At 39.7% G+C, this 19,422-nt stretch carries 10 protein-coding genes, 2 tRNA genes and 3 rRNA genes; 14 read left to right on the forward strand and 1 reads right to left on the reverse strand.

Annotation, left to right across the window (positions count from 1 at the left end):
* The first annotated feature begins 317 nt into the window (after nt 1-317).
* The 5 genes from AC51AA_RS17120 to rrf all read left to right on the forward strand — a co-directional run bounded on the left by AC51AA_RS17120 (nt 318) and on the right by rrf (nt 5,466).
* Nucleotides 318-1,831 (forward strand): 16S ribosomal RNA (locus AC51AA_RS17120).
* A gap of 126 nt (nt 1,832-1,957) precedes the next feature.
* Nucleotides 1,958-2,031: transfer RNA gene (locus AC51AA_RS17125), tRNA-Ile, on the forward strand.
* A gap of 105 nt (nt 2,032-2,136) precedes the next feature.
* Nucleotides 2,137-2,210 (forward strand) — tRNA-Ala (locus AC51AA_RS17130).
* Between the two features lie 134 nt (nt 2,211-2,344).
* Nucleotides 2,345-5,229: ribosomal RNA gene (locus tag AC51AA_RS17135) — 23S ribosomal RNA — on the forward strand.
* Nucleotides 5,230-5,356: 127 nt separating this feature from the next.
* Nucleotides 5,357-5,466, forward strand: a 5S ribosomal RNA gene (gene rrf, locus AC51AA_RS17140).
* The 16S, 23S and 5S rRNA genes sit together here with 2 tRNA genes alongside, the layout of an rRNA operon.
* 158 nt (nt 5,467-5,624) lie before the next feature.
* Here the strand turns inward: rrf and AC51AA_RS17145 are convergent.
* Nucleotides 5,625-6,521, reverse strand: a complete 897-nt coding sequence (locus AC51AA_RS17145; RefSeq protein WP_500703413.1) for an AraC family transcriptional regulator — start codon at nt 6,519-6,521, stop codon at nt 5,625-5,627.
* Nucleotides 6,522-6,963: 442 nt separating this feature from the next.
* Between AC51AA_RS17145 and AC51AA_RS17150 the strand changes: the two genes are divergently transcribed.
* The 9 genes from AC51AA_RS17150 to AC51AA_RS17190 all read left to right on the forward strand — a co-directional run bounded on the left by AC51AA_RS17150 (nt 6,964) and on the right by AC51AA_RS17190 (nt 19,339).
* Entirely contained in the window at nt 6,964-8,304 is a 1,341-nt protein-coding gene (locus AC51AA_RS17150; protein WP_500703414.1) for an alpha-L-fucosidase, read from the forward strand.
* 10 nt (nt 8,305-8,314) lie between these two features.
* Nucleotides 8,315-9,547: an enolase C-terminal domain-like protein gene (locus tag AC51AA_RS17155; RefSeq protein ID WP_500703415.1), complete on the forward strand. Its 1,233-nt coding sequence runs from the start codon at nt 8,315-8,317 to the stop codon at nt 9,545-9,547.
* Nucleotides 9,548-9,579: 32 nt separating this feature from the next.
* Nucleotides 9,580-11,232 (forward strand): sodium:solute symporter, encoded by a 1,653-nt coding sequence (locus tag AC51AA_RS17160; protein ID WP_500703416.1) that lies wholly within the window; start codon nt 9,580-9,582, stop codon nt 11,230-11,232.
* A gap of 23 nt (nt 11,233-11,255) precedes the next feature.
* Complete coding sequence (locus AC51AA_RS17165; protein ID WP_500703417.1) at nt 11,256-11,681, forward strand: L-rhamnose mutarotase; 426 nt, start codon at nt 11,256-11,258, stop codon at nt 11,679-11,681.
* Between the two features lie 16 nt (nt 11,682-11,697).
* On the forward strand, nt 11,698-12,468 hold the full coding sequence (locus AC51AA_RS17170; RefSeq protein ID WP_500703418.1) for an SDR family NAD(P)-dependent oxidoreductase: 771 nt from the start codon (nt 11,698-11,700) through the stop codon (nt 12,466-12,468).
* Nucleotides 12,469-12,535: 67 nt separating this feature from the next.
* Complete coding sequence (locus AC51AA_RS17175) at nt 12,536-13,696, forward strand: glycoside hydrolase family protein (RefSeq protein ID WP_500703419.1); 1,161 nt, start codon at nt 12,536-12,538, stop codon at nt 13,694-13,696.
* Between the two features lie 203 nt (nt 13,697-13,899).
* Nucleotides 13,900-15,366 carry a sulfatase family protein gene (locus AC51AA_RS17180; protein WP_500703420.1) on the forward strand — a complete coding sequence of 489 codons (1,467 nt, stop codon included), beginning with the start codon at nt 13,900-13,902 and terminating at the stop codon, nt 15,364-15,366.
* Between the two features lie 155 nt (nt 15,367-15,521).
* Nucleotides 15,522-17,747 (forward strand): alpha-L-fucosidase, encoded by a 2,226-nt coding sequence (locus AC51AA_RS17185; protein ID WP_500703421.1) that lies wholly within the window; start codon nt 15,522-15,524, stop codon nt 17,745-17,747.
* 50 nt (nt 17,748-17,797) lie between these two features.
* Nucleotides 17,798-19,339, forward strand: a complete 1,542-nt coding sequence (locus tag AC51AA_RS17190; protein WP_500703422.1) for a sulfatase family protein — start codon at nt 17,798-17,800, stop codon at nt 19,337-19,339.
* Nucleotides 19,340-19,422 lie beyond the last annotated feature (83 nt).

Consider the following 19,422-nt stretch of genomic DNA (forward strand, 5'->3'; position numbering starts at 1 on the left):
GTAGTTTTGCACCCGCAACAGCGCAGAAGTTCATTGAGAGATTGGTTGGAAAGAGAAGTTTAAATGAGACGAAAGTCTTAAAAAAAAACTTCACATTTTTCTTGCCAGTTGTAAATAACTTTTCTACTTTTGCAGCCGCTTTGAGACATAAGCGACAAACAAAAAAGACACGTTCGTAGACATATTGAATTGACAGCCGTTTTAACAGAGATGTTAAAACAAATAATAAAGAGTAAGATAATCGAGAGATTAATTAAATGAACCGATAGAGACTGATTCGAATAACAATACGATCTAATTTATTAGATCAACAATATACGATGAAGAGTTTGATCCTGGCTCAGGATGAACGCTAGCGGCAGGCTTAACACATGCAAGTCGAGGGGTATAGTTCTTCGGAACTAGAGACCGGCGCACGGGTGCGTAACGCGTATGCAATCTACCTTTTACAGAGGGATAGCCCAGAGAAATTTGGATTAATACCTCATAGTATTATGAAATGGCATCATTTTATAATTAAAGTCACAACGGTAAAAGATGAGCATGCGTCCCATTAGCTAGTTGGTAAGGTAACGGCTTACCAAGGCTACGATGGGTAGGGGTCCTGAGAGGGAGATCCCCCACACTGGTACTGAGACACGGACCAGACTCCTACGGGAGGCAGCAGTGAGGAATATTGGACAATGGGCGCAAGCCTGATCCAGCCATGCCGCGTGCAGGATGACGGTCCTATGGATTGTAAACTGCTTTTATACAGGAAGAAACACTGGTTCGTGAACCAGCTTGACGGTACTGTAAGAATAAGGATCGGCTAACTCCGTGCCAGCAGCCGCGGTAATACGGAGGATCCAAGCGTTATCCGGAATCATTGGGTTTAAAGGGTCCGTAGGCGGTTTAATAAGTCAGTGGTGAAAGCCCATCGCTCAACGGTGGAACGGCCATTGATACTGTTAAACTTGAATTATTAGGAAGTAACTAGAATATGTAGTGTAGCGGTGAAATGCTTAGAGATTACATGGAATACCAATTGCGAAGGCAGGTTACTACTAATGGATTGACGCTGATGGACGAAAGCGTGGGTAGCGAACAGGATTAGATACCCTGGTAGTCCACGCCGTAAACGATGGATACTAGCTGTTGGGAGCAATCTCAGTGGCTAAGCGAAAGTGATAAGTATCCCACCTGGGGAGTACGTTCGCAAGAATGAAACTCAAAGGAATTGACGGGGGCCCGCACAAGCGGTGGAGCATGTGGTTTAATTCGATGATACGCGAGGAACCTTACCAAGGCTTAAATGTAGATTGACCGGTTTGGAAACAGATCTTTCGCAAGACAATTTACAAGGTGCTGCATGGTTGTCGTCAGCTCGTGCCGTGAGGTGTCAGGTTAAGTCCTATAACGAGCGCAACCCCTGTTGTTAGTTGCCAGCGAGTCATGTCGGGAACTCTAACAAGACTGCCAGTGCAAACTGTGAGGAAGGTGGGGATGACGTCAAATCATCACGGCCCTTACGCCTTGGGCTACACACGTGCTACAATGGCCGGTACAGAGAGCAGCCACTGGGCGACCAGGAGCGAATCTATAAAACCGGTCACAGTTCGGATCGGAGTCTGCAACTCGACTCCGTGAAGCTGGAATCGCTAGTAATCGGATATCAGCCATGATCCGGTGAATACGTTCCCGGGCCTTGTACACACCGCCCGTCAAGCCATGGAAGCTGGGGGTGCCTGAAGTCGGTGACCGCAAGGAGCTGCCTAGGGTAAAACTGGTAACTAGGGCTAAGTCGTAACAAGGTAGCCGTACCGGAAGGTGCGGCTGGAACACCTCCTTTCTAGAGCCTTAGTGTTAGTTGATTTATCAACACGCTGAGGAAAAAAGAAGAAGCTTTATAGGTCATGATTTTAAGACTATTTTACTCTTGCTGTTAGTTCAAATAATAAATTTTTAAGAATAAGAGTGTCTCGTAGCTCAGCTGGTTAGAGTACTACACTGATAATGTAGGGGTCGACAGTTCGAGTCTGTCCGAGACAACTATTTAAACTTAAAAAAAAAGGAAATTCTAGAAGTTGGAATTCACCAAAAGAAATTAGATGGAATACAGATCTAAGATCTGAATTCAGTTTCTACAATTGAAATGGGGGATTAGCTCAGCTGGCTAGAGCGCCTGCCTTGCACGCAGGAGGTCAACGGTTCGACTCCGTTATTCTCCACTGATTCGAGACGAAAGTTTTGGATAAAAGTTCATTGACATATTGAGATAAGAAAATAATAAAAAGTAGAAAGCATTTTCTGTTATACGTAACAGGAAATAAAAAAAAACGGTCATATTAATTTATGATTGGTACAATAAGCAAAATAAGGGCGTATGGGGGATGCCTTGGCTCTCAGAGGCGATGAAAGGCGTGATAAGCTGCGAAAAGTTACGGGGATCGGCACACACGAATTGATCCGTAAATACCTGAATGGGGCAACCCACTATGTTGAAGACATAGTACACCGATAGGTGGGCAAACCCGCTGAACTGAAACATCTAAGTAGGCGGAGGAGAAGAAAACAAAAGTGATTCCGTAAGTAGTGGCGAGCGAACGCGGATTAGCCCAAACCAATGTTGTTACGGCAATGTTGGGGTTGTAGGACCACGAGATTTTATGTACAAGGAACCGGAAGTTACTGGAAAGTGACACCATAGAGGGTGATAGTCCCGTATGGGTAACGAGTATAATAGATAGTGGTATCCTGAGTAGGGCGGGACACGAGAAATCCTGTCTGAATTTGGCGGGACCATCCGCTAAGGCTAAATACTCCTGAGAGACCGATAGTGAACCAGTACCGTGAGGGAAAGGTGAAAAGAACCGTGAATAACGGAGTGAAATAGATCCTGAAACCATACGCTTACAAGCGGTCGGAGCCCTTTAGTGGGGTGACGGCGTGCCTTTTGCATAATGAGCCTACGAGTTAACGTTGCTGGCAAGGATAAGTGGTTAAGCCACGGATCCGTAGCGAAAGCGAGTCTGAATAGGGCGCTTTAGTCAGTAGTGTTAGACGCGAAACCGTGTGATCTACCCATGGGCAGGTTGAAGCTGTGGTAACACACAGTGGAGGACCGAACCGGTTGACGTTGAAAAGTCTTCGGATGACCTGTGGGTAGGGGTGAAAGGCCAATCAAACTCGGAAATAGCTCGTACTCCCCGAAATGCATTTAGGTGCAGCGTTGTGCACAAAGTTATATAGAGGTAGAGCTACTGATTGGATGCGGGGGCTTCACCGCCTACCAATTCCTGACAAACTCCGAATGCTATATAATGTTTCACAACAGTGAGGGCTTGGGTGCTAAGGTCCAAGTCCGAGAGGGAAAGAACCCAGACCATCAGCTAAGGTCCCCAAATATATGTTAAGTTGAAAGAACGAGGTTTGTCTGCCCAGACAGCTAGGATGTTGGCTTGGAAGCAGCCATTCATTTAAAGAGTGCGTAACAGCTCACTAGTCGAGCGGACGAGCATGGATAATAATCGGGCATAAACATATTACCGAAGCTATGGATTTCGTATTTATTTACGGAGTGGTAGGGGAGCATTCTAACAGGGTTGAAGGTGAGTCGTAAGGCCTGCTGGACCGGTTAGAAAAGAAAATGTAGGCATAAGTAACGATAATGCGGGCGAGAAACCCGCACACCGAAAGACTAAGGTTTCCACAGCTATGCTAATCAGCTGTGGGTTAGTCGGGACCTAAGGCGAACCCGAAAGGGACAGTCGATGGACCACGGGTTAATATTCCCGTACTACTTATTACTGTGATGGGGTGACGGAGTGATGAAAGCGCCGCGAACTGACGGAATAGTTCGTTGAAGTACCTACCTATAAGCTGCGCAGGCAAATCCACGCGGCTTGGGGAAATACGATAGTACTCGGAGTCTTCGGACAAAGAGATAGTGCGCCTAAGGGCTTCCAAGAAAAACCTCTAAACTTCAGGTAATAAGTACCCGTACCGCAAACCGACACAGGTAGTCGAGGAGAGAATCCTAAGGTGCTCGAGAGATTCATGGCTAAGGAATTAGGCAAAATAGACCTGTAACTTCGGGAGAAAGGTCGCCAGCGCAAGCTGGCCGCAGTGAAGAGGTCCAGGCGACTGTTTATCAAAAACACAGGGCTCTGCAAAATCGTAAGATGAAGTATAGGGCCTGACACCTGCCCGGTGCTGGAAGGTTAAGAGGAGATGTTATCTTCGGAGAAGCATTGAATTGAAGCCCCAGTAAACGGCGGCCGTAACTATAACGGTCCTAAGGTAGCGAAATTCCTTGTCGGGTAAGTTCCGACCTGCACGAATGGTGTAACGATCTGGACACTGTCTCAGCCATGAGCTCGGTGAAATTGTAGTAACGGTGAAGATGCCGTTTACCCGCAGTGGGACGAAAAGACCCTGTGCACCTTTACTATAGCTTAGTATTGACCTTGGATAAATGATGTGTAGGATAGGTTGGAGACTGTGAAGTGGCGTCGCTAGGCGTTGTGGAGTCATTGTTGAAATACAACCCTTTGTTTATCTGAGGCCTAACCCCGCGATTGCGGGGGACATTGCTTGGTGGGTAGTTTGACTGGGGTGGTCGCCTCCAAAAGAGTAACGGAGGCTTCTAAAGGTTCCCTCAGTACGCTTGGTAACCGTGCGTAGAGTGCAATGGCATAAGGGAGCTTGACTGAGAGACATACAGGTCGATCAGGTACGAAAGTAGAGCATAGTGATCCGGTGGTTCCGCATGGAAGGGCCATCGCTCAAAGGATAAAAGGTACGCCGGGGATAACAGGCTGATCTCCCCCAAGAGCTCATATCGACGGGGGGGTTTGGCACCTCGATGTCGGCTCGTCACATCCTGGGGCTGGAGAAGGTCCCAAGGGTTGGGCTGTTCGCCCATTAAAGTGGCACGCGAGCTGGGTTCAGAACGTCGTGAGACAGTTCGGTCTCTATCTACTGTGGGCGCAAGAAATTTGAGTGGATCTGATTCTAGTACGAGAGGACCGAATTGGACAAACCTCTAGTGTATCTGTTGTTCCGCCAGGAGCATCGCAGAGTAGCTACGTTTGGAAGGGATAAGCGCTGAAAGCATATAAGCGCGAAACCCACCACAAGATGAGATTTCTTTTAAGGATCGTGGAAGATGACCACGTTGATAGGCTATAGATGTAAAGGCAGTAATGTCATAGTCGAGTAGTACTAATAATCCGTAAGCTTATGTACACCTTTTCCCCTGACTCCGGTCAGGGGGAGAAACTTTCTAATAAATACTTTTTTCTTTATCTCAGTATGTTAAGATATTGTGTAATGTTGATTGACAATAAGTTAATCACCCATTGCAAAACGACCTTAAGGTGGTTATTGCGGCGGGGCTCACCTCTTCCCATCCCGAACAGAGTAGTTAAGCCCGCCTGCGCAGATGGTACTGCAGTTATGTGGGAGAGTATGTCGTCGCCTTTCTTTTGAAAACCCTGTTTCTAACGAAACGGGGTTTTTTGTTTTACAGCCGTTTTGGAAATCTTTAATCCAATATGGGTAGCTACTTCTTTATTGAGTCAACCATACTTCAAGTTGGCATAAGGAGGGTAAGTAAAGTGATTTTAATTAATTGTTTAGTACTATTTTAAGGCTGGAGTGGAGCGATATTGCAAAGGGGATATATTCATATATTTTTTGAATAAACGTGAAAAATAATAAGGATCTTCATATCCTAAATCAGAGGCTATATCTTTGATTTTTAATTCAGAGGTTAGTAATAATAGACACGCTTGCTGCAATTTTAAATGAATGAAATAATCTAAAGGAGACATACCGGTTCCTTTTCTAAAAAGGGAAGAAAAATGGGAAACAGATAATTGATTGGTCATCGCTAAATCTTCTAACGAGAGCTTTTCGGTTAATTTACCACGCATAAAAGCGATAGTATTGCTTATTAAATCTTTTTCGTCCTGTTTTTTTTCATTGAGGTTTTCCTCGGGATATAAAAAAGAACAAATAAAGTAGTACAAACAGAGATTTGTTTTACTGAGATTTTCTCGACTATATCCCATTTCTAGGTTTTTATACATACTCTCCCATAGTTCCAAACCTTTTTCGTTAAAAGAGATTTTCTGTGCGCCATCATAGTGGCCAATATTGAAGCTTTGGTTAAAAGTATTGATATCAGTTCCACTAAAATGGATCCAGTATATGGTCCATGGATCTTTTTCATCTGCTCCATATGATATGGACTCTTTGGTAGCGGGAATAATGCAATACTCGTTAACACCTACCTCAAAACGTTTATTATTAATAGTGTACCATCCTTTTCCGCGCAAGCAATAGATCAGGATATTGTCAGAACATCCATTTTTTCGCTCTCGGTAATGATAGGTTGCTTTTGGGAAATAGCCTATATGGGTGATGTATAAATTAGCCATCACGGGATTTTTTTTTATAGCTTTTTTCCAAATATGATCAGGCAATGAAATCAGTTTTTCACCTTGAAAACCGTCACGTTGTTTTAAGTTTTTCATGTAGTTGCGTTATGATTTAAATGTGTTATGTTTTCACTAGTGTTGGAAAATCATTTTGCACTAAATCATCATTTTGTTTAAGGTATACGTCTCTTTTTTTTGATAGATAGGCCTGTTGATGGATGGAATCAATTAGGTGTTGTTGTAATTGGTTCTTTATCTTAATTTATTTCTATATTGTTTTCTTTTGTTTGTAAATATTGATAGGTATGTAAAAATCAAAGCTGAAAATTAAATAAATAATTTATTAAATCAGCGTTTTAGGATTTGTTTTTTAAGTTTTTAGTCAAAAAAGGATTAAAGTTTTATTTGTATACCTGTGTTTTCTGTTGTTTATAAATAATAGTCATATAGTCCATTATAATAATAAAATAGACTATTTCATTAAAGAGTCGAAAGGGTAAATTTGTTTCTAATAATAGATTTTTTAAACCTAATTAATATGAGCGACTTTTTTAAGTTTGATGTACTACGACTGCCTTTTAGCTTAGGCTATTTTAAAAAAATGCTAGTTGTAATGTTTATTAGCTTGTTTTGTAATGTCTCTGGCCAAGCACAAGAGAGGGAAACTGCTATTAAAACACCAAAAACAGTACTAGACGATTTTATGGATAAGCGTTTTGGCATGTTCATTCATTTTGGCCCAGTAAGTCTTCGAGGTACTGAAATTGGATGGAGTCGTGGTAAAGAAGTGCCAACTCAAGAATATGATAATCTGTATAAAGAATTTAATCCAGTATTGTTTAATGCGGACGAGTGGGTTAAAATTGCTAAAGATGCTGGGATGAAATATTTAGTGATTACAGCTAAACATCACGATGGATTTTGTCTTTGGCCGACGAGTTTTTCAGATTATAATATTATGAATTCGCCCTTCAAAAGAGATATGGTGCAAGAGTTGGCCGATGCTTGTAAAAAACAAGATCTTTCGTTTTGTATTTATTTTACTGTTGCGGATTGGCACGATACGGACTATACGGAAGATCAGGCTGGAAATATGGATCGTTTTGTGTTAAGAATGAAAAATGAACTAAAAGAAGTAATTACACGCTATAAGCCTACCATGTTATGGTTCGATGGGAATTGGGAAAAACAATGGAAACTGGAAAGTGGACAAGAGCTTTATCAATACATCAAAAGTCTTGATAAAAATGTAATTGTAAATAACAGGTTAGGGAAAGGTGATCATACTTCTTTTTCAGCAGTTTCAGTGGGAGATTTTGTGACTCCTGAGCAAAAAGTAGGGGAGTTGAACATGAATGAGCCTTGGGAAAGTTGTATTACGATTTGCAATCAATGGGCTTGGAAACCCAATGATAAAATGAAAACATTAAAAGAATGTACACAAACTTTAGTCAAGACAGCTGCTGGAAATGGAAATTTATTATTTAATGTAGGTCCTATGATGGATGGAAGAATAGAAGCCAGACAAACAGAACGTTTGAAAGAGATGGGAAGTTGGCTGGGAAGAAATGGTGAAAGTATTTATGGGACAAAAGGAGGTCCGTACAAACCCAATAATACCTATGCAACTACCCGTAAAGGGAATTTAATTTACTTACACATTTTTGAAAGAAATTCAGACAAACTGATTTTGCCGGTTTTAGCAGATGCAAAAATTAAAAAAGCCTATTTCCTTAGAGGGGATACTGTGTCTTTTATCCAAAACAAAGATTTTGGTGTACTGATTAATTTTCCGAAGGTATTACCCGATGCGGTAAGTTCAGTTATCGTACTGGAGTTGGATAAAAATGCAGAGAAATTACCCGTAATCAATAATTAACAAATTTAAAATGATTTTTAAAACTTCAACCGCTGATGCTCGATATCCTTTAGGAAGTGGAGCAGGGAGTGATGCCATTCACAGGAATCCTATCTATTCATATGCCGTAACCCATTTACATGACGATAGTGGACACACAGGTACTGGATTTGCTTTTACATTAGGAGAGGGAAATGACTTGGTTTGTAAAGCTGCACAGTTCTATGCGGATCAGTTAAAAGGTAGAGATATTGAAGAATTAATGTCTGATTTTGGAAGGGTTTTTAATGAACTTTCTAATGAACAACAGTTCCGTTGGCTGGGTCCACATAAAGGGGTGGCGCATCTCGGTTTAGCCTCAGTAACTAATGCCTGTTATGATTTATGGGCAAAGAAAAGAGGTGTGCCGCTTTGGAAGTTGTTAATAGACTTGAAACCTGAGGAGATTGTTAATACCTTGGATCTTTCTTATTTGGAAGATGAAATGACCAGAGATCAGGCTATTGAATTGCTAAAGGCGAATGGGACTGGAAAAGAGCAGCGTACTAAAATTATCGATAAAGGTTACCCAGGTTATGATACCTCGATTGGTTGGTTCAATTACAGTGATGAGAAAGTTCGGGAAAATGTGCATAAAGCAATGGCCGAAGGTTTTACAGCTATGAAATTGAAAGTGGGTTCGAAAGAATTCGAACGTGATATTCGTCGTTCTCATATTGTAAGAGACGCAGCTGGAGATGCTGCCACTATTATGTTGGACGCTAACCAACAATGGACATTGCCACAAGCTTTGGAGATTTGTCCGCAATTTTTGTCGATGAATCCTTATTGGATTGAAGAACCTACACATCCTGACGATGTTCTGGCACATAAAGTTTTGGCAGAAGCCATAGCACCAACAAAATTAGCTTTAGGAGAACATGTTCCCAATCGTATTATTTTTAAAAATTACCTTCAAACCAATAGTGCTGGATTTATGCAAGTAGATGCCGTGCGAGTTGGGGGACTGAGTGAGTTTATATCGGTGAGTTTATTGTGTAAAAAATACGGAATCCCGGTGGTTCCTCATGTTGGAGATATGGGACAATTACATCAACATTTGGTTTTGTTTAATCATATTTCAGTAGGGCACGAAGCCTTATTTTTAGAGCATATTCCGCATCTCCAAAAACATTTTGTAAATCCAGTTAAAATTGAAGCGGGAGTTTATAGGACACCAATGGAACCAGGAAGTAGTTGCGATTTAAAAGAATTTACGAAATAAAACGATATGCTAAAAAGTAAAATAGAACAATAATGATACATTCCACAGACCTCATTATCAGTGTTTGTTATGTACTGGCAATTCTAGCGATAGGATTATGGTACGGTATTCGACATAAAAGAAAAAGTAGAGAGAATGCTGCTGGAGGCTATTTTCTGGCTGGTAAATCCTTGAAATGGCCAGCAATTGGTTTGGCCTTATTTGCTACAAATATATCAACAGTACACCTAGTAAGTCTTGCTCAGAGTGGGTTTGATTCTGGTTTACTCAATGGAAATTTTGAGTGGATGGCCGCTTTTACTTTAATACTATTGGCGCTGTTTTTCTCTCCATTTTATATAAAGTCAGGAGTGGCCACATTGCCTGATTTTTTAGAAAAGCGATATGATCGTTCTAGTAGAGATTGGTTGGTGATTGTTTCCATAGTATCGGCCATTATTATTCATATTGCTTTTTCAATGCTCGCTGGAGGTATTGTTTTAAAAACATTGTTTGGGGTCAGTATGTATACAAGTGTTATCGTAATTTCTGTAATTACGGCAATCTATACTATTATTGGAGGACTAAAAGCTGTTGTAGTAACGGAATCCATTCAAACGGTAGTACTGATAATAGGGGCAGCGATCATAAGTTTTGCTGCTTATTTTAAAATGGGAGGCTGGGAACCTATGGTCAATGTTTTACATTCGACCAACCAAATGGATAAATTATCGATGCTGCGTCCTCATGGGGATCCTAGTGGAATGCCGTGGTACGCCGTTCTTTTAGGATATCCTGTATTGGGAATATGGTATTGGTGTGCCGATCAGACGATTGTTCAGCGTGTGCTAGGAGCAAAAGATGAAAATCATGCTAGAGTTGGCCCTTTGTTTTGTGGGTTTATCAAAATATTACCGGTTTTTATTTTTATTCTTCCAGGCTTGTTTGCCTATACTCTGGCCCAATCAGGTAAATTGGATATTAGTGCACTAGAATCCATCGATGCAACTGGAAAAACAATAGTAAACAGTAAAGGGATTTATACCTTGATGATCACACAATTATTGCCGACAGGATTGGTTGGTATTCTAGTGGCGGCATTGTTGTCGGGCTTAATGAGCCAGATTTCGGGAGCTTTGAATTCCATTTCTACCATGTTTAGTTATGATATTTACAAAATATACCGTCCCAATACTAGTGGTGAGCAATTGGTTTATGTGGGGAAAATAGCCGCAGGAGTTGCCTTGGTGTTTTCTTTGGCTTTATTGCCCTTATTGAACAGATATGAAAGTATATTTAATGGGTTGAATGACATTATTGCCCATATTGCGCCACCAATTACCTGTGTATTTCTTTTGGGTATATTTTGGAAAAAAGCATCCGCAACATCTGCTAAACTGACCTTGTGGATTGGATCAGCATTGGGAGCTATAGTATTTACGGTAAACAAAATATATGTAGATACTTCGCTGGCTCATATTCCTTTTATGATGATGGCCTTTTACCTTTTCGTAGCTTGTTTGTTTATACAAGTTGTTTTCTCTTATGTATATCCTGTTGAGCATACCAAGCAAAGTGAAAAACTATATTGGAAATCTATTTATGAACCCTTGCAGAGTCCTGGATGGACTGGTCTAGGTAATTATAAAACCTTATCGGTTGTATTACTCTGTTTAATGGTCGTGCTATTTTGGGTTTTTAGATAAGTAGAAAAAATAAATAGTATCATATGAAACGAAACTGCATTGCAATAATGTTCTTCTTGATGACTTTGGTTTCTTGTCAAGAAAGTAAAAAAGAAGAATCGGCACAACAAGTTAAGCGCATGGGAATGGTGACCGGAATTAAGCCGGAAAAAATAGCCTATTATAAGCAATTGCATGGCAAGGCTTGGCCAGCGGTTTTGAAAAAACTGACCCAATGTAATATTCGCAACTATTCGATCTACCTTCAGAGAATTGATGGAAATTATTTTTTGTTCAGTTATTTTGAATATACAGGTGTTGATTTTGATGCAGATATGAAAAAAATGGCTGCGGATAGTGTTACACAACGTTGGTGGAAATTGACTGATCCTACACAAATACCATTGCCGGAAGCAGCGAAAGAGAAAAAAATATGGACGAGTATGGAAGAGGTATTCCATACTAATTAAAAGTAAAACAAAACAGATGCAATTATTAGCAAATAAAATTATATTTCTAACAGGAGGGTCGATGGGGATCGGATTGGAGTGTGCTAAAAAGTACGCTGAAGCTGGTGCCAAATTGGTTATTATGGCAAATGATGAGCCTTCCTTATTAGAATCAATGAAAATATTAGGAGAAGAGCATAGCACTTTTTTTGGAGATATTGCCAACGGCCATGATGTTGAACGAGCTATTCAGTTCGCATTGGATCGCTATGGTAAGATAGATGTGATTCATAATAATGCAGGTATTGCATTTCCTTCAAAGACATTGGATGAAACAACGGATGACGAATGGTCAAGACTTTTTGATGTTAATCTTAAAGGAGTTTTGTTTACCACTCGCTATGGTTTGGAAGCGTTAAAGCAGACGCAAGGTTGTATTTTGAATACCAGTAGTATAGTAGCGGAGATTGGTCAAGAAAATCATGCGGTCTATTCGGCAACAAAGGGAGCTTTAAATTCTCTTACTAAGTCGATGGCTTTGGATTATGCCAAATACAAGATACGAGTGAATGCTGTGGCGCCAGCTGGAGTATGGACACCGATGTTGCGACAATGGGGAAAAGAGCAAAAGGATTCGGCTAAAATCGAAAAATATCTCGATGATATTCATATTTTGGGGTACTGTCCAGAAGGTGATGTTATAGCAGATGCCTGTGTATTTATGGTTTCAGAAAAGGCGCGATTTATTACCGGTAACATCATGCCAGTGAGCGGTGGTGCTGAGTTAGGATACAGGAGGTTTGATTAAAACAATCGATTAGTTATTGATTTCAAATTCTTTAGATGACAAAAAAACAATCATTTAAGATCATAGCATGCAAAATCTAAAATTTATTATAGTATTCTTTTTCATTTGTTGTAATGTATCAGCTCAGGACAATCTAGATTTTCAAAAATTGATGGGACAGGTAGAGAGCAGAGACTTTTTTTCGGCCCCTGATTATTATACTTGGTGCAGTAGCGTGACCAAAGGCGAAGACGGGAAATACTATATGTTTTATTCTCGCTGGTCTCATGGCAATAGAACACAGACAGATGATCAGATGAACTATATTTTTAATGGGTTTAGCGGTTGGTGTAAGTATTCGGAAATAGCCTTAGCCGTATCGGATAAGATAGACGGGCCTTATAAATATGTAACGACAGTATTAAAATCAAATGGAGGAAATGATTGGGATAAATTTACGTACCATAATCCTCAAATTAGAAAGTTCAAGAATACTTACTATTTGTATTATATCTCCAATTCGTATGATTCAAGTTTGTTTGAGAATGACAGCAAGAAAACTAAGGAATGGAAACATTGGTTGAAATACAATTGTACACAAAAAATAGGGGTCATTAAGGCCAGTAAAATCTCAGATTTTATTTCGGGTAAATATGTAAAACCAGTAGCTCCTTTAATGCAACCAGATAATCTAAAAACCTTTGAAGTGGCCACAAATCCTACTGTGATTCAAGGGCATGACGATAGATATTATATGATGTTTAAATCGCGTAAACCCAATGTTGGAAATATGACTTTTTGGATGGCGGTAAGTGATACACCTGATGGCAAATTTACAATAGTGAGTGATGTGTTTACCTCTGCTGAGATGGCTTGTGAGGATCCTTGTATGTGGTATGATAAAAAAAGAAAAAGATATTATGCTGCCGTTAAATATTATTCCAACAGTAAAAAATTAGTACCTCAGTTTGGAGCCTTGGCACTTATTACTTCGGTAGACGGTATCAATTGGGAAGCTGCAAAATACCCTTTGATTTCTTTACGCGAATTAAAAACAAAAGAGGGGACTATAGAATTAGCACACTTAGAACGTCCTTTTGTGTATACGGACGACAAAGGACAACCACTGGCTTTGTTTGCTGCTGCATCGGTCAAAGAGCCATCAAAAGGAGGGGAACGTCCAAGCTGGGATTATAATTCCTTTGTGGTTTGTTTTAAGTTGGATGCCAAGCAATCCTTAAAAGAATAAAAGTCACATTGATAAGGTATATCATGAAAAAAGGGTATGCGTGTTGGGTGGCCATTTACTGTATTTTGGTGAGCCCAGGAATCAGGATTGATCATTCCGCAGCCACTAAGTCCGACAATCAAAATGAATCTTGTCTATATTGCTGGTAGGGAAAATGAGTTGAAGGATGAAATTATGCTTAATTTAGGTTTAAAAATAAGAAGATGAATTGGAATAAAAAAAGTGCTGTTTTACTAATTGCTTTATTTACAGTGTTTATAGTTGGTGCACAGAAAAAGCAAAAAAGTCAAGACAAACCCAATGTTATTGTCATTTTTATGGATGATATGGGATATGCTGATACAGAACCCTATGGGAGTGCTGGATATGCTACCCCCAACTTTAATAAGCTAGCCAATGAGGGAATGCGCTTTACCCATTTCTATGCTGCGCAAGCAGTCTGTACGGCTTCGAGAGCTGCCTTATTGACCGGTTGTTACCCTACCCGGATTGGTTTGGGGCATGCCTTGGCTCCTTGGGATATTACAGCATTAAATCCAAATGAGGAGACTATTGCAACGGTACTTAAGAAGGAAGGTTATGTTACAGGCATGTTAGGTAAATGGCATCTAGGATCGAAAGCCCCTTTTCTTCCGATCCATTATGGTTTTGATAGTTTTTATGGTATTCCGTATTCGCATGATTATTGGCCAGTAGATTATAAAGGCAATCCAGTTCCCGTAGACACGCCAAATGACTGGCGAGGCAAATGTCCAGTTTTACCAATTTATGAAGGAGACACTCAAGTAGGAACCATACCCACCTTGAAAGAAGCGGCAGAACTTACCACAACACTTACCGAAAAAGCAGAACAATTTATAACAAAAAATAAAAAGAAACCTTTCTTCCTGTATTTAGCTCACCCACTACCACATGTACCATTGGCCGTTTCTTCGAAATTTAAAGGAAAGTCTGGAGCCGGATTATATGGTGATGTAGTTAGTGAAATAGACTGGTCTATTGGAAAAGTAATGGAAGCTCTGAAAAAAAACGGAGTAGATAAAAATACCATCTTAATTGTAACCAGTGATAATGGACCTTGGCTTTCCTATGGGAATCATGGAGGCTCAACTGGAGGTTTAAGAGAAGGAAAAGGAACGGCTTGGGATGGAGGAACAAGAGTGCCTTTTTATATTAAATGGCCTGGGAAAATCGCCCCAGGTTCAGTATCCAATCAATTGATGACCAATATGGATATTTTACCAACTATTGTTGCGGCAACAAAGGCAAATTTGCCAAAGGAAAAGATTGATGGACTTGATTTTTTACCCTTGCTAACGGGTAAAACAGGGCAATCTCCTAGAGACGTGTTTTATGTATATTATGATAACAATAACCTAAAACTCATCCGTTACAAAACTTGGGAATTGACCTTACCTCATAGTTCACAGGCTTATAGTCAAGGAACACCTGGGAAAGACGGAACACCTGGAAAAGTACCTTATGCTAAGGTGCCGATGGCCTTATACGATCTTATTCATGATCCAGGAACGATACAAGATGTGCAAAGTGAGTATCCAGAAGTAGTAGACGAAATTTTAAAATATGCAGAATTAGCCAGAGAGGATATGGGAGATGCGCTTACCAATCGTGTTGGAAAAAACAATCGTCCTGCTGTTAAAATTCAATAAATAAACAAATATCCATCGGTTAGTGATTTTTTTTAGAAGGATTGGGTTGTCGCATATTATTGGATTAAAGTATATTTAAAGTCTAACTAATTAACCATTAGATAAAGCTTGATATTTTTATTGGGCATTAATAATATAAAATATAAAATTTATAAATGAAAACAACTATTTCTATTGGTTTGGTATTGCTGTTGCTTTGTAGTTTCAAGGGAGATGAATTAATAATGGAAGTATCCAATATTATTAAAATTTCCAAAACGGATACAAAAGAAGAGATGCTGATCAAGGCAGCCCATGTGGTTCCAACACCCAATCAATTTGCTGCTTTAAATCGTGGCTATGTGGCCATGGTTCACTTTGGGCCCAATACGTTTACGAATTCAGAATGGGGAACAGGGATGGAAGATCCGAATGTTTTCAGTCTTGAAAATCTAGACACAGATCAATGGTGTAAGAGTATCAAAGAAGGCGGTATGAAAGAGGTGGTGATGGTGGCCAAACACCATGACGGTTATTGCATGTGGCAGAGTCGTTATACAGATCATGGTATTATGTCCTCACCATTTAAGAAGGGTAAAGGTGATATCATTAGAGAACTATCAAATTCTTGTCGTAAATATGGATTGAAGTTAGGAATCTACCTTTCTCCTGCTGATTTATATCAAATTGAAAACCCAAAAGGGCTTTATGGTAATTTAAGTCCAAAAACCGAGCGTATTATTCCTCGTGAAGTAGCAGGTCGTCCATTTGCCAATAAGACAACTTTTAAGTTTGTTGTAGACGATTACAATGAATATTACCTTAATCAATTGTTTGAATTACTAACAGAATATGGTCCAATAGATGAAATCTGGCTTGATGGTGCAACACCTAAGAGCAAAGGAGGACAAACCTATGATCGAGATGCGTGGAAAAAAGTGATTCATGCTTTGGCGCCTACTGCCGTTATTTTTGGACAGGAGGATCTACGTTGGGCTGGGAATGAAGCGGGGAAAACAAGGGCAACCGAATGGAACGTTATTCCGTATAAAGGATTGCCAACCAGCGCTGTTTATGCAGGGGATTTAACAGATGAGTCTTTGGGGAGTAGAGAGGATATCTATAAAGGAGATTTTTTGCATTATATCCCCGCAGAAGTGGATACTTCGATTCGTGAAGGATGGTTTTACAGGGATGAAAAAAATCAAAAAGTCCGCAGTGCGGATGATGTTTTTGACATTTATGAGCGATCAGTGGGAGGGAATGCGATCCTATTGTTGAATATTCCACCTAATAGAGAAGGTAAATTTTCAGACACAGATGTAAAAGTGTTAAAAGAAGTGGGGAACCGTATCTCGGAGACTTATGGTAAAGACTTATTGAAGGGTGCCAAAGGAGCTTCTAATGTACTTGATAATGATATTTTGACTTATCAGTTAGTGGATATGAAGGATAATTCATTGATCATTAGTACGCCAAAACCAATCAAAACCAATCGATTGATTATTCAAGAAGCAGTCTCTACACATTCGGAGAGAATTGAGCAGCATGCTGTTGATGCGTGGATTGCTGGTCAGTGGCAGGAAATAGCCAAAGCAACCAATGTAGGGTTTAAGCGTATTTTGCGTTTTCCTACCGTGACCACAAGCAAGTTTAGAATCAGGATTCTAAGTTCCCGTATGCAACCCGCTATTGCGAATGTATCGGCTCATTATTATGAAATGCGTCCACCTCAATTGGATTTTAGTAGAGATAAAGAAGGTAAAGTTACGATCAAACCTAAAAAAGAAGAATTCAGATGGAAGCCTCATGGGGAAGATGTTTTAGGTTCTGTTAAAAGTGATATGCAAATTCGTTATACCCTTGATGGTAGTGAACCAACAGTAAAATCGACGCTTTATTCCAAACCAATTTTAATGAAATCGGGACGAGTAAAGGCGGTAGCTTTTAGTGCTCATAAGAAGGGAAGTAGTGCAACTGAATTATTTGGAATCATCAAGAAAGACTGGAAGCCTTTGGATACTGAAAAAGAAGTAGCAAAACATCCCATAACTATGGCTTTTGATGAAGACGGTCAGACCTACTGGCAAGCTGCAGAAGTAAAAGGGCAATCTCTGGCTATCGATTTAGGAAAAGTATACGAGTTTAAAGGATTTGCTTATACGCCACAGACTAAAAATTCAGAAGGAATGATTGAGAAAGGGAGAATTGAGGTAAGTAATGATGGATTAAGTTGGAAAGTGGTGGAAGAATTTAATTTTGGAAATCTAATTAACGATCCAACACAGCGACAATTTTATTTCAAAACGACTCTAAAAGCTCGATATCTAAAAATAGTGCCTATGGTAATTTCAGGTGGAAAAGGAGCTGCTACAGTTGCAGAAATCGGTATTTTAGAATAGTGATATCTATAAAGATTTGAGCAAGTAGAATTGATTAAAAATATATAAAGATGAAGAAAAAAACATATATACTTTTTGCCGTTTTTTCAATGGTTATTCCATTTACGACCTTTGCGCAAGAGGCTAAAAAACAACCTAACATTGTTATTATTATTTCAGATGACCATGCTTTTCAAGCCATTGGGGCATACGGAAATAAGTTGATGCCAACGCCCAATATAGACCGTATTGCTAAAGAAGGGGTTTTGTTTAATAAAGGGTATGTCACCAATTCGATTTGCGGGCCGAGTCGCGCTGTGATCTTAACAGGGAAGTACAGTCATAAAAACGGATTTAAGGACAATGAAAATTCTCGTTTTGACGGGAGTCAGGATTCTTTTGTCAAGCAGTTAAATAAATCGGGCTATGAGACGGCTTGGATAGGGAAATGGCATTTAGAGTCAGATCCTCAAGGCTTTGATTATTGGCAAATTCTGCCAGGTCAAGGACACTATTACAATCCGGACTTTCACATGATGGACGGAACTAACAAAAAAGTAGAAGGATACGTTTCCGATGTAGTGGAAGATGCAGCTGAAAATTGGTTGAATAAACGTGATAAAGATAAACCATTTTGTCTGGTTATAGGTCATAAAGCCACTCATCGTACTTGGATTCCTGACGCACAGGATATGGGAAAATTCGATAATGTGAATTTTCCTTTGCCAACTAATTTCTATGATAATTACAAGAATAGAGAAGCGGCCAAGGTACAAGATATGAGCATTGCTAAAACGATGGTGATGGGATATGATCTTAAAGTTTTCGAATCTAAAACACAAGAAGATCGTGAATCCACCATAGCCAGAATGAATCCAAAGCAAAGAGCAACATTTGATGCGTATTATGATCCTATAGCGGCTGATTTGAAAAGTAGAAACTTAAGCGGTAAAGCATTAGTAGAATGGAAATTCCAACGTTATATGCGTGATTATATGAGTACGGCGGTTTCTTTAGACCGAAATATAGGACGTACTTTGGATTATTTGGACAAAAACAGTTTGACAGAAAATACTATTGTGGTGTATCTTTCTGACCAAGGTTTTTATTTAGGAGAGCATGGTTGGTTTGACAAGCGTTTTATTTATGAGGAATCCTTCAGAACACCTATGGTGATGCGTTATCCAGGAGTGGTAAAACCAGGAACGGTTTCGAATGACTTTGTAATGAATTTAGACCTTGCACCTACGATGTTAGATGCAGCTGGCGTGGCAATTCCAAAAGATGAACAAGGTCAGTCCTTCTTGCCATTACTAAAAGATAAAAAGGCAAAAGGGCGCGAAGCTATCTACTACCATTATTATGAAAATGGGGAGCATTCTGTATCGCCGCATTTTGGAGTAAGAAGCAAACGATACAAACTAGTGCGTTTCTATAAGCGTGTAAACTCGTGGGAATTGTATGATTTGCAAAATGATCCACAAGAAATGAACAATTTGTATGGAGATGTAAAGTATAAGAAAATCACGAACCAGATGAATAAGGAACTCAATAAGTTGATTGATCAATACGATGATAATGATGCTAGAAAAATAATTTCAGAAATAATTTAAGTTCCATCGTCTATGGATAAACGATAGATTACGAATAGTAAAAATCAAAAAGCCTTTAAACAGTATGTTTAAAGGCTTTTTGT

Source organism: Flavobacterium sp. OHVDL-2026-0007, assembly GCF_059882335.1.